This window comes from Pseudomonas sp. Irchel 3A18, assembly GCF_900187465.1.
In the GTDB taxonomy this organism is placed as follows: Bacteria; Pseudomonadota; Gammaproteobacteria; order Pseudomonadales; family Pseudomonadaceae; genus Aquipseudomonas; species Aquipseudomonas cichorii.
In genome coordinates this window covers 16524-29060 of sequence record NZ_FYDI01000016.1, presented here as the reverse complement: position 1 = coordinate 29060, position 12537 = coordinate 16524, and the positions used below count along the sequence as shown (strand labels likewise).

The window sequence follows — 12537 nt, the reverse complement described above, 5'->3', positions numbered from 1 at the left end:
GGAATCAGGCGCCGATAATGCCGCCATCTTCACGGGTAATCACCATCACCGAAGAGCGGGGCTTGCCGTTGGGCTGGTGCTCGGGGAAGGTGGAGCCGCCGTTTTCACCAGGATGCTGGATACCCACGAACATCGTCTTGTAGTCCGGCGCGAAGCTGATGCCGGTTACTTCGCAACCGATCGGTCCGACCAGGAAGCGACGGATTTCACCGCTGTGCGGGTCGGCGCAGAGCATCTGGTTATTGCCCATGCCAGCGAAGTCACCCTTGTTGCTGGAGTCGCCGTCGGTCTGTATCCACAGGCGTCCCGCTTCGTCGAAGCTCAGGCCGTCCGGGCTGTTGAACATGTTCTGGGCATTGACGTTGCTCGACCCGCCTTGTGGTTTGCCAGCATGTACGACCGGGTTGCCCGCGACCACGAACAAGTCCCACTCGAATTCCATGGCCGAGGCATTATCTTCGGCTTCTTTCCAGCGCAGGATCTGCCCGTACTGGTTCTTGGCCCTCGGGTTCGGACCGCCGACCGGCTGGCCGTCATCGCCGCGCTTGGCGTTGTTGGTGAGGGTGCAATAGACCTGACCATCCTTGGGGCTGACCACGATCCATTCCGGGCGGTCCATGCGTGTGGCTTTCACCACGCTGGCGGCCAGACGTGCATGAATCAGCACTTCAGCCTGATTGTTGAAACCGGCTGCGGCATCCAGGCCGTTCTTGCCATGGGTCAGTTCGATCCACTGGCCTTTGCCTTTCGGACGATCCGGGTTGTTGTCACCGCCATCGAACTGCGCCACATACAAGGTGCCGTGATCCAGCAGGTTGCGATTGGCTTTGGGATCGTGATGATCTATCTTGTCGCGACTGATGAATTTGTAGATGAACTCGCCACGCTCGTCGTCGCCCATGTACACCACGACGCGACCGCCCTTGGTTTCGGTCAGTGCGGCGTTTTCATGCTTGAAGCGGCCCAGCGCGGTGCGTTTGATTGGCGTGGATTTCGGGTCGAACGGGTCGATCTCGACCACCCAGCCATGACGGTTGACCTCGTTGGGGTTCTTGGCCACATCGAAGCGCGGATCGTGTTGATGCCAGTTGATGTCCTTGCTGGCAGCCACGACGCCGTAACGCTTGAGGCCCGCATCGAACTTCTGCTCCGGATTGCTGCTGCCGAAACAGTCGGTGAAGTTCTCTTCGCAGGTCAGGTAAGTGCCCCACGGCGTCTTGCCGTTGGCGCAGTTCTGGAACGTGCCCAAGGCATGCTTGCCCGCCTTGTCGGCGTCGGTCTTGAGCCATTCATGACCGGCAGCGGGGCCGCTCAGGTCGATGGGCGTGTTGCCATGAATGCGGCGGTTGTACTTGGAGTCCTGCACGAACTGCCACTGGCCGTTCTTCTGCTGGACCTCGATGACCGACACGCCTTCAGCGGCCAGTGCCTTCTGTACGTCTTCGGCCGATTGCGGCTCCTTGCCGTGATCGAAGAGGTAGCGATAGTTGGTGTATTCGTTGTTGATCGCCATCAGCGCCCGGTCTTTGTGGCCGGGCATCGGGAACAGGCTCATGCCGTCGTTGTTGTCGCCGAACTGCACTTCCTGTGCCTTGGCGGTGCCTTTGCCGCTCGGGTCGAAGGCCGGGCCGCCTGCCTGCAAGGGCTGACCCCAACTGATGAGAACCGAGGATTTGTAGCCCGGCGGCAGGCTGATGGTGTCGGCGGTGGCTGCCGGAATGCTGTCAAAGCCCAGCAGATTGCCCGATGCGGCGCTGACGCTGTTGGCCAGTGCGCTACGGGTCAGCAGGTTGCCGCCCAGGAACATCGCGGCACCGCACAGGGCGCCTGCGCTGATGAACCCACGGCGAGTGAGGCCGACCATCTTTTCGAGGTCGGTGGATTGATTTTCTTCTAATAGATTCATCATCACGGCTCCCACAGAGGTGGCAGCCACGATAATTGCCGTATATGACGAAATTGTGTCTCAGGAGTGACGACACAGCCGCTTACAAAGGTGTGCCCAGCAAGACCCGTGACGGGGCGAAACGGACTTGCACCTGACTGCCTGTTTCCAGGCTCAGAGCCTGAAGCTGCTCAGATGGCGTCAAGGCACACAGCGTCTGGCCTCCAGGCAGATTGATGCGCACTTCGCAGGGGCCGTCTTCGGCTTCGAGAATGCTGTCGATCAGCCCGAACAGGCAATTGTTTCCATTTGTTTCTTCGTGGTCGTGTGGAAACAGCTCAAGCCAGCCCGCCTTGATGAGAGCGACGACATCGGTATCGATCTGCAGGTCCAGACGCAGGGTGCTGTCATGGGTAATCTGCGCCTCGATGAACACCTCGTCGGCCATTTGCAGACGAATATGGTCGTTGTGCCCATGTCGCGTGATGCTCACGATGCGGCCCAGTAACTGGTTGCGGGCGCTGGTGCGCAGGGTCAGGCGACTGAGCAGGTCCAGGTCCGTGCTTTCTTCGGTGGCTTCCAGCACCTGCGCTTGCAGTGCCTGCAATCGCTGATAGAGACGCAGCACACGCTCACCTTCGGCAGACAGTTTCGCACCGCCACCACCACGCCCGCCGACACTGCGCTCCACCAAAGGCTTTTGCGCCAGGTTGTTCAGCTCATCGATGGCATCCCAAGTCGCCTTGTAACTCAGGCCTGCGCTTTTGGCGGCACGTGTGATGGAGCCTTGCTCGGCGATGTGTTGCAGCAACTCGATACGCTGCGGGCGACGGACCATGTGTTGCGTCAGCAGAGTCGGTAAGGGCATGGCGACGGATTGGGTGGCTGATGGGAAAGGCGAGTGTAAGACAAGTCGGCGTCCAGAAGCTGATCAGCCCTCCGGACTGGGCGTTCTGGCCAGGCAATAGACATCCACCCGCCGGGCACCGTTCCTGAGCAAGGTGCGGGCAATCACATCGGCTGTGGAGCCTGTGGTCAGTACATCATCGACCAAGGCCAGGTGCTTGCCTTGCACCGATGCCGCATCCACCACCTTGAAGGCTCCGTTCAGATTGCGTTTGCGGCTTTTTGCATCCAGGTCCTGCTGAGCCGTTGTCTCGCGAATTCTCAGCAACTGGCGTTCATCCACAGGCAGATTCAGGGCTTTGCCCAGCCAGCCGGCCAGCATGCCCGCCTGGTTGTAGCCACGCTGGCGCAGACGCCGGGTGGCCAGTGGAACGGGCAACAGGCAATCGGGCCGGGCCAGGCCTTCCTCAAAGCGGTGCTGCAGAAACTGCCCGGCCAGCTCCGCCAGCAAGCGCCCCATGGGCCACCGGCTCTGGTGTTTGAAGCGCGTAATCAGGCTGTCCACCGGAAAGTCGTACAGCCAGGGCGCGATGACTTCTGTGAATGCCGGTGGTCGTTTGAGGCATTGCCCGCAATTCATGCCGGAGGCCGGAAGCGGCAGGGCGCATTGCAGGCACTGATCCCCAAGCCAGGGCAACTCGGTTTCGCAGGCCACGCAAACGGGAAAAGGCGCATCGCTGAATTCATCGCACAATAAGCAGATATGTTTACTTTTTAACCAGATGTAAACCTCTTGATTGTGATTGGGTTGACAGGGCATGGCTCTTCCTTAAATATGCCGAACATCCGTGTAGCGCTTGTGGGCTTTCCTCGCCTTGGCGCACTGCCTGAATAAAACCAAGGAGCCGCCCGATGAGCGCCAGCACCACCGCCACTCTGCGTCACGACTGGACTTTAGCCGAGGTCAAGGCGCTGTTCGTACAGCCATTCAATGACCTGCTGTTTCAGGCGCAGACCGTGCACCGCGCTCACTTCGATGCCAACCGCGTTCAGGTTTCCACCCTGCTGTCGATCAAGACCGGCGCCTGCCCCGAAGACTGCAAGTACTGCCCGCAATCCGGTCACTACAACACCGGTCTTGAGAAAGAAAAGCTGCTGGAAGTGCAGAAGGTGCTGGAAGAGGCCGCTCGCGCCAAAGCCATCGGTTCGACCCGTTTTTGCATGGGCGCAGCCTGGAAGCACCCATCGGCCAAGGACATGCCTTACGTGCTGGAAATGGTCAAAGGCGTCAAAGCCATGGGCCTGGAAACCTGCATGACCCTGGGGCGTCTGGATCAGGATCAGACCGAGGCGCTGGCCCAGGCGGGCCTGGATTACTACAACCACAACCTGGACACCTCGCCGGAGTTCTACGGCAGCATCATCACCACCCGCACCTACAGCGAGCGTCTGCAGACACTGGCGTATGTGCGCGATGCCGGGATGAAGATCTGTTCCGGCGGGATTCTGGGCATGGGCGAGTCGCTGGATGACCGGGCCGGGCTGCTGATCCAGTTGGCGAACCTGCCTGAGCACCCGGAGTCGGTGCCGATCAACATGCTGGTGAAAGTCGCCGGTACGCCGCTGGAGAACGCTGAGGAAGTCGATCCATTCGACTTCATCCGCATGCTGGCCGTGGCTCGTATTCTGATGCCGCAGTCCCATGTCCGCCTGTCGGCCGGTCGCGAGGCGATGAACGAACAGATGCAGGCCCTGGCGTTTTTCGCCGGAGCCAACTCGATTTTCTACGGCGAGAAATTGCTGACTACCGCCAACCCGCAGGCCGACAAGGACATGCTGTTGTTCTCGCGCCTGGGGATCAAGCCCGAAGCCCGCGAAGAGCACGCCGATGAAGTGCATCAGGCGGCCATCGAGCAGGCGCTGGTCGAGCAGAAGAGCAGCGCCATGTTCTACGACGCGGCGTCTGCCTGATCCTCTTGACTGGGCCGCATGCGAGCGGCCCGGTTTGAATCATCTTTTCCGAAGACCGGGGCTTGCATGTCTTTCGATCTCCGCACGCGCCTTGAAGCCCGTCGCGCCGAACATCTCTATCGCCAGCGCCCGCTGCTGCAAAGTCCGCAAGGTCCGCAGGTAACGGTTGATGGCCAGCCGCTTTTGGCGTTCTGCAACAACGATTACCTGGGTCTGGCCAATCATCCTGAAGTGATCGCTGCCTGGCAGGCGGGCGCATCGCGCTGGGGCGTGGGTGGCGGCGCATCGCATCTGGTGATCGGCCACAGCGGCCCGCATCACGAACTGGAAGAAGCCCTGGCCGAACTCACCGGCCGCCCGCGAGCGTTACTGTTTTCCAATGGCTACATGGCCAACCTCGGTGCCGTCACGGCGCTGGTGGGGCAGGGTGATACGGTGCTGGAAGACCGGCTCAATCATGCATCATTGCTGGATGCTGGCCTGCTCAGCGGTGCGCGCTTTTCCCGCTACTTGCATAATGATGCGGCGAGCCTTGATGCCCGGCTGGACAAAGCTGTCGGCGATACGCTGGTGGTGACCGATGGCGTGTTCAGCATGGATGGCGATATCGCCGACCTGCCCGCGCTGGCACAAGTCGCGAAAACCAAAGGCGCCTGGTTGATGGTGGACGACGCCCATGGCTTCGGACCGCTGGGTGCCAAAGGTGCCGGTATTGTCGAGCACTTCGGTCTGGGCATCGAAGAGGTGCCGGTGCTGGTGGGCACGCTGGGCAAGTCGTTCGGTACGTCGGGCGCCTTTGTGGCGGGCAGCGAGGAACTGATCGAAACCCTGATCCAGTTCGCCCGGCCCTACATTTATACAACCAGCCAGCCGCCTGCGCTGGCCTGCGCCACCCTCAAGAGCCTGGAGCTGCTGCGCACCGAACACTGGCGTCGCGAGCATCTGGGGCGTTTGATCCAGCAGTTTCGACGTGGCGCCGAGCAGATCGGTCTGCAACTGATGGACAGCTTCACACCGATCCAGCCGATCATGATCGGCGATGCGGGGCGCGCCTTGCGCCTGTCGCAGATGCTGCGCGAGCGGGGCTTGCTGGTCACGGCGATTCGTCCCCCTACTGTACCTGCTGGCAGTGCCCGTTTGCGGGTGACGTTGTCTGCGGCGCACAGTGCCGACCAAGTGCAGCTATTGTTGAATGCACTGGAGCAGTGTTACCCGCTGCTGGGCACAAGTGAATCGATGGAGTCCGAGCATGCGTGATCGTTTGATCCTGCTACCCGGTTGGGGCCTTGGTGTCTCGCCACTTGAGCCGCTGGCGGCCGCGTTGCGCGGGCTTGACGAGCATTTGCGGGTCGAGATCGAGCCGTTGCCGGACCTCGACAGTTGTGATGTTCAGGAATGGCTCGACGAACTGGACGCCAATATCCCGACCGGTGCCTGGCTGGGCGGCTGGTCGCTGGGTGGCATGCTGGCTGCGGAGCTGGCGGCACGACGCGGCGATGACTGCTGCGGGCTGCTGACCCTGGCCAGCAATGCCAGTTTCGTGACCCGTGGCGCGTGGCCCAATGCGATGGCGGAAGGCGAGTTCTCGGCCTTTCTGGCCGGTTGCTCGGCTGACTCCGAAGCGACTTTGAAGCGTTTCAGCCTGTTGTGTACCCAAGGCGCTGAAGACCCGCGCGGCCTGTCACGGCTGCTCAAGGCCGGAGCGCCACAGACGTCGACGAATACGCTGGTCGATGGCCTGAAAGTCCTCGGGCAACTCGATACCCGCAGTGCCTTGCAGACCTATCGCGGGCCGCAACTGCATCTGTTTGCGGGGCACGATGCGTTCGTGCCTGCCGAAGCTGCGGGCGACCTGCTGGCATTGTTGCCTGATATAGAAGTGGGTCTGATTGAACAGGCCAGCCATGCCTTCATTCTGGAAAACCCCCACGGCGTGGCAGCGGCGATCCAGGCCTTCTTGCATGAGTCGGGCGATGACTGATCTTTCTCACGTGAAATTACCGGGCGGCCTGCCTGACAAGCGTCAGGTGGCCGAATCGTTTTCCCGGGCTGCCGGCAGTTACGACAGCGTGGCCGATTTGCAGCGCGCAGTCGGTCATGAACTGTTCGCCCGTTTGCCTGAAACACTGAGCCCTTCGCGCTGGCTGGATCTGGGGTGCGGCACGGGTTATTTCAGCCGGGTGCTGGGGCAGGCCTTCCCGCAAAGCGAAGGTGTTGCACTGGATATCGCCCAAGGCATGTTGCGTCATGCCCGTCCCTTGGGCGGCGCCCGTCACTTTGTGGCTGGCGATGCCGAGCGCCTGCCGTTGCAGGCGCACCGTTGCGAACTGGTGTTCTCCAGCCTCGCGGTGCAATGGTGTGCGGATTTTGCAGCCGTGCTCGGTGAAGCCAGCCGGGTCTTGCAGCCGGGCGGTGTATTCGCGTTTTCCAGTCTGTGTGTCGGCACTTTGCAGGAGCTTCGGGAAAGCTGGCAGAGCGTCGATGGGCTGGTGCACGTCAATCGCTTTCGCGAGCGGGATGACTATCGTCAGTTGTGCGCGGCCAGTGGCTTGCGGGTGCGCAGTCTTGAGGTTCGGCCTCACGTGTTGTATTACCCGGATGTGCGCAGCCTGACCCATGAGCTTAAAGCGCTGGGCGCGCATAATCTTAATCCCGGACGTCCCGGTGGCCTGACGGGAAGGGCGCGGATTCGTGGCTTGGTCGAGGCGTACGAAAGGTTCCGTCAGGAGCCTGGGCTGCCCGCGACTTATCAAGTGGTCTATGGGGTGCTGGAAAAAAACTGATGGGCTTGCGAGACAAGGGAAGGATGCCGAGATGAGTGCTGCGTATTTCATCACTGGAACCGATACGGACGCGGGGAAGACCACTGTCGCCGCTGGCCTGCTGCATGCGGCCCGACTGGCCGGGCTGAGCACGGCGGCGGGCAAGCCTGTCGCTTCCGGTAGTGTCATCACTCCCCAAGGGCTGCGCAATGCCGATGCCCTGGCCTTGCTGGCTGAATGTTCGCTGGAGCTTGGCTACGACGACGTCAATCCCTACACCTTCGAGCCCGCCATCGCGCCGCATCTGGCCGCCCGGGAGGCCGGTGTGTCGCTGACGGTCAATGCCTTGCTGCAACCCATGCGCCGCCTGCTGGAACGAAACGCGGATTTCACCCTGATCGAAGGCGCGGGCGGCTGGCGCGTACCGCTGGCGGATCAGAGCAACCTTTCCGATCTGGCCATGGGGCTGAGGCTGCCGGTCATTCTGGTGGTGGGTGTGCGCCTGGGTTGTATCAACCATGCGCTGCTGACTGCCGAAGCCATCGCCCAGGACGGGCTGCAACTGGCGGGCTGGGTCGCCAATATCATCGAGCCCAAGACCTCACGGCTGGAAGAAAACCTTGCGACCCTGTCCGAGCGCCTGCCAGCACCCTGTATCGGGCGTGTGCCGCGCCTCAAGAAAGCGAGTGCCGATGCCGTTGCGGAACATCTGCACCTGGAACTGCTCGACTGATTTTGAAACACATTCACTATGTCGCTGATACACAAGGCGCTTTTGCCCGGTTCAAGGCATAACCTATTATCCGGCTATGTGCCATTAGTCTTTTTGTCGAGTATTCCGCTGCATTTACTGGTTCAATAGCTCCTGTTCGCTATTTGAACTGAGGAACGGCTTATGCAAATCACCATGAACAATACTCTCTATCCAGGCCTGAGCGCGATTCAGGTTGGGCAGGAGCGTGTCGATCAGGCGGCCACCCAGATCGCCAGCACCAACATCGAAGTTTCCGGCAGAAGCCAGTCTTCGGATTTCCAGCTCGAAAACCTGCGCTCGGTCGACCGTAGCCAGCGTTCCGACCTGCCCGCCAACATCGTTGAGCTGGCCGCTGGCAAAGAACAGATCCAGGCGGGTCTGGCAGCTCAGAAAGCCAGCGATGAAGCGCTGGGTACACTGATCGACACTTACGCCTGATCCCCTGCGCCGTGCCTTCCGTGCACGGCGGCATTTTCTGAATTTCCCCCTGCCAGCAGCCTGTATCGCCTGCGCAACCTTTTTTCCCTCATCTAGACTCACAGTATCGTTTTCTCGACGCTGTATGCCTTTGCGTGCGCGGCCTGTAGCGTATTGATGACAAACGGTGTGTGAAGCGCTATTGACAAGGTTTAGGCGTAAACGTATGTTTCAAACACCTGTTTGACCGTAAGGCATACGAGATTGTCTGGTGCCTGGGAGTTTGCTCCCGGCGACCGCCCGGTCATTCGTTCCAGGATTCATCAGCAGAGGTTTATCGCTATGCCTGAATACAAGGCCCCCTTGCGTGATATTCGTTTCGTTCGTGATGAGCTGCTCGGTTATGAGGCGCACTATCAGAGTCTGCCGGCATGCCAGGACGCAACGCCAGATATGGTCGATGCCATTCTTGAGGAAGGTGCCAAGTTCTGCGAACAGGTACTGGCTCCCCTGAACCGTGTCGGCGACACCGAAGGTTGCACCTGGAGCGAGTCGGGCGTTAAGACGCCGACCGGCTTCAAACAGGCATACAAGCAATTCGTCGAGGGCGGCTGGCCGAGCCTGGCCCATGACGTCGATCACGGCGGTCAGGGTCTGCCCGAGTCTCTGGGCCTGGCCGTCAGCGAGATGGTTGGCGAGGCCAACTGGTCATGGGGCATGTACCCGGGCCTTTCGCACGGCGCGATGAACACCATTTCCGAGCACGGTACGCCTGAGCAGCAAGAGGCTTACATGACCAAGCTGGTGTCCGGCGAATGGACCGGCACCATGTGCCTGACCGAACCTCACTGCGGCACCGACCTTGGCATGCTGCGCACCAAGGCCGAGCCTCAGGCCGATGGTTCCTACAACGTCACCGGCACCAAGATTTTCATTTCCGCTGGCGAACACGACATGGCCGACAACATCGTCCATATCGTACTGGCGCGTCTGCCGGATGCTCCGGCGGGCACCAAGGGTATTTCGCTGTTCATCGTGCCCAAGTTCCTGCCTGCCGCCGACGGCAGCATCGGTGAGCGCAATGCCGTGACCTGCGGTTCCATCGAACACAAGATGGGTATCCACGGCAACGCCACCTGCGTGATGAACTTCGATTCGGCCAAGGGTTTCCTGATCGGTCCGCCGAACAAAGGCCTGAACTGCATGTTCACCTTCATGAACACCGCTCGTCTGGGGACTGCACTGCAAGGTCTGGCCCACGCCGAAGTCGCGTTCCAGGGTGGCCTGAAATACGCTCGCGACCGTCTGCAGATGCGCTCGCTGACCGGCCCGAAAGCGCCCGACAAGGCCGCTGACCCGATCATCGTTCATCCTGACGTGCGCCGTATGCTGCTGACCATGAAGGCTTTCGCCGAAGGTACGCGGGCCATGGTGTACTTCACGGCCAAGCAGGTCGATATCGTCAAGTACAGCGAAGACGAAGACCAGAAGAAAGCCGCCGACGCACTGCTGGCGTTCATGACGCCGATTGCCAAGGCCTTCATGACCGAGGTGGGCTTCGAGGCCGCCAACCATGGCGTGCAGATCTACGGTGGCCATGGTTTTATCGCCGAGTGGGGCATGGAGCAGAACGTTCGCGACAGCCGTATCTCGATGCTGTACGAAGGCACCACCGGCATCCAGGCGCTGGACCTGCTGGGCCGCAAGGTCCTGATGACCCAGGGCGAAGCGCTCAAGGGCTTCACCAAGATCGTCCACAAGTTCTGCCAGGCCAACGAAGGCAGCGAAAGCGTTCAGGAATTCGTGACGCCACTGGCAGCGCTGAACAAGGAATGGGGCGAGCTGACCATGAAAGTGGGCATGGCCGCCATGAAGGATCGTGAAGAAGTCGGTGCGGCTTCGGTGGATTACCTGATGTATTCCGGCTATGCCTGCCTGGCTTACTTCTGGGCCGACATGGCGCGTCTGGCGGCCGAGAAACTGGCAGCCGGGACTTCCGAGCAAGCCTTCTACAACGCCAAGCTGCAGACTGCGCGTTTCTACTTTCAGCGCATCCTGCCGCGTACCCGTACTCACGTCGCCGCCATCCTTTCCGGTGCTGGCAACCTGATGGACATGAAAGAGGAAGACTTCGGCCTGGCTTACTGACAAGTCCGGTCGTAGCTCAAAGCCGTCTGGCCCTTCGGGTCAGGCGGCTTTTTCGTAGGTTGATGAAAAAGCGTGAGAAAGCGCTTTCTTGCTCAAGCAATCAATAAACCTTTTCGATCTCCTGCCGTTACAGAAAAGTAGCCAGCTATCAATCCTGCTGTATGCATTGTTCACTGGAGAGAGGCACAATGCCACTGCTCCAGATATTCACTCCGATGCCGAGTAGGAGATATTCCCCTTGTTGCGTCCATCTGCTGCACGATTGAGTCATTTTCTCCCTTCTGCAGCGTTGTTGTTTGCAGGGCTGGCGGCTGCCTACGTCAAGGACCTGAACGTTTTCTTAACCTCCCTGTTCAACGTGCTGCCGACATTGGTGCTGTTGCTGGGCGGTGCGTATTGCGGTGTGTACCGGCGTCAGCGTGAGCTGTTTCTGATGATCACTGTCTACGTCGCCTACTTTCTGCTCGACACTCAGACTGATTACTACCGCGATAATGGCAAGGTTCGCGAAGACGCGGCGGTGATCTTTCATCTTGTGTGTCTGCTGTTGCCGTTGATGTTCGGGCTTTACGCGGCCTGGGAAGAGCGTACGCACCTGTTCCAGGATCTGGTGGCGCGTATTGCGGTGCTGGTGGCTGTGGGCGGTGTTGCATTCGGGCTTGAGCAAAGTTATCCCGTCGCAGTGCAGACCTGGCTGGCGGATATCCGCTGGCCGGCGCTGCATGGTTCGTGGATGAGTCTGATCCAGTTGTCGTATGCGATGTTTCTGGGTTCGTTCGGTCTGTTGATCTGGCAATACCTGGAAAAGCCACGGCCTTTGCATGCAGCGCAGATCGTCGGATTGCTGGGACTCTTCTGGGCATTGCCCAAGACCTTCATCCTGCCGTTCACCCTGAATATCCTGTGCAGCCAGGTGATGCTGATGATTGCCGCGGCGGTCGCCCATGAGGCCTATCAGATGGCATTTCGCGACGAACTCACCGGTTTGCCGGGGCGTCGTGCGCTCAATGAGCGTATGCAGCGTCTGGGGCGCAATTATGTGCTGGCCATGAGCGACGTCGATCACTTCAAGAAATTCAACGACACCCACGGCCATGATGTGGGCGATCAGGTGTTGCGCCTCGTGGCCAGCAAGTTGTCGAAAATCACCAATGGTGGCGGCAAGGCCTACCGCTATGGCGGTGAAGAGTTCGCTATCGTTTTCGCTGGCAAGACCCTGGAGGAATGCCTGCCGCACCTTGAAGCCATCCGCGAAAGCATCGCCAATTACGAAATCCTGCTGCGCAACCAGGACAATCGCCCCAAGGACGACCAGCAAGGTCGGCAAAAACGGGGAGCGACAGCGTCCAACAGTGTTTCGGTAACGGTGAGTATCGGAGTTGCCGAGCGTCAGCCCGAGCACCGCACGCCGGAAGAAGTCCTCAAGTCTGCCGACCAGGCGCTGTACGCCGCCAAGGGCGCGGGCCGTAACTGCGTCATTTCCCACACTCAGTTGAACAAGCGCGGAGCGGTGCGTACCGCTGACGCCGCGAGCTGATATAGACGAACTGCACGTGAGCGGCGCAGTCTGTCTGACGGCGCCGTGTTGTTTCGTCTGTCTGTCGTGTATGTGACTTTAAATTGATTTATAGTCACACCATGACCCTATGTCTCTGAATCGTTGTTCGGTTAGACTCGCGATCATTGCCACCTGATTCCAGGCATGTAGCATGTCCGGATCTTCTTTTTCAGGTTTTTCTTGCTCCCTGCTTGTG

General features: G+C 60.0%; 11 protein-coding genes. 8 read left to right on the top strand and 3 right to left on the bottom strand.

Annotated elements, in window-relative coordinates; genetic code table 11:
• Positions 1–4 precede the first annotated feature (4 nt).
• The 3 genes from CKW23_RS22390 to CKW23_RS22380 form a co-directional block, all read right to left on the bottom strand.
• On the bottom strand, positions 5–1906 hold the full coding sequence (locus CKW23_RS22390) for a PhoX family phosphatase (protein WP_025262209.1): 1902 nt from the start codon (positions 1904–1906) through the stop codon (positions 5–7).
• 82 nt (positions 1907–1988) lie between these two features.
• Positions 1989–2753 carry a TOBE domain-containing protein gene (locus CKW23_RS22385; protein WP_025262208.1) on the bottom strand — a complete coding sequence of 255 codons (765 nt, stop codon included), beginning with the start codon at positions 2751–2753 and terminating at the stop codon, positions 1989–1991.
• Positions 2754–2816: 63 nt separating this feature from the next.
• Positions 2817–3551 carry a ComF family protein gene (locus tag CKW23_RS22380; RefSeq protein ID WP_095068363.1) on the bottom strand — a complete coding sequence of 245 codons (735 nt, stop codon included), beginning with the start codon at positions 3549–3551 and terminating at the stop codon, positions 2817–2819.
• A 92-nt stretch (positions 3552–3643) separates the two neighbouring features.
• Here CKW23_RS22380 and bioB point away from each other — a divergent pair, with 92 nt between their 5' ends.
• From bioB to CKW23_RS22340, 8 genes are all read left to right on the top strand, one after another.
• Entirely contained in the window at positions 3644–4702 is a 1059-nt protein-coding gene (bioB, locus tag CKW23_RS22375; protein WP_025262206.1) for a biotin synthase BioB, read from the top strand.
• 66 nt (positions 4703–4768) lie between these two features.
• On the top strand, positions 4769–5959 hold the full coding sequence (gene bioF, locus CKW23_RS22370) for an 8-amino-7-oxononanoate synthase (protein ID WP_025262205.1): 1191 nt from the start codon (positions 4769–4771) through the stop codon (positions 5957–5959).
• Entirely contained in the window at positions 5952–6683 is a 732-nt protein-coding gene (locus CKW23_RS22365; RefSeq protein WP_025262204.1) for an alpha/beta fold hydrolase, read from the top strand. Before bioF ends, CKW23_RS22365 begins: the two co-directional genes overlap by 8 nt.
• Positions 6676–7485 carry a malonyl-ACP O-methyltransferase BioC gene (gene bioC, locus CKW23_RS22360; protein ID WP_025262203.1) on the top strand — a complete coding sequence of 270 codons (810 nt, stop codon included), beginning with the start codon at positions 6676–6678 and terminating at the stop codon, positions 7483–7485. Before CKW23_RS22365 ends, bioC begins: the two co-directional genes overlap by 8 nt.
• 31 nt (positions 7486–7516) lie before the next feature.
• Positions 7517–8197, top strand: a complete 681-nt coding sequence (gene bioD / locus CKW23_RS22355) for a dethiobiotin synthase (RefSeq protein ID WP_025262202.1) — start codon at positions 7517–7519, stop codon at positions 8195–8197.
• 162 nt (positions 8198–8359) lie between these two features.
• Entirely contained in the window at positions 8360–8656 is a 297-nt protein-coding gene (locus CKW23_RS22350; protein ID WP_095068362.1) for a pyrroloquinoline quinone biosynthesis protein PqqE, read from the top strand.
• A 321-nt stretch (positions 8657–8977) separates the two neighbouring features.
• Positions 8978–10783: a phenylacyl-CoA dehydrogenase gene (locus CKW23_RS22345; RefSeq protein WP_025262200.1), complete on the top strand. Its 1806-nt coding sequence runs from the start codon at positions 8978–8980 to the stop codon at positions 10781–10783.
• Positions 10784–11021: 238 nt separating this feature from the next.
• Positions 11022–12320, top strand: coding sequence for a diguanylate cyclase (locus CKW23_RS22340; RefSeq protein ID WP_095068361.1), 1299 nt, complete (start codon positions 11022–11024; stop codon positions 12318–12320).
• Positions 12321–12537 lie beyond the last annotated feature (217 nt).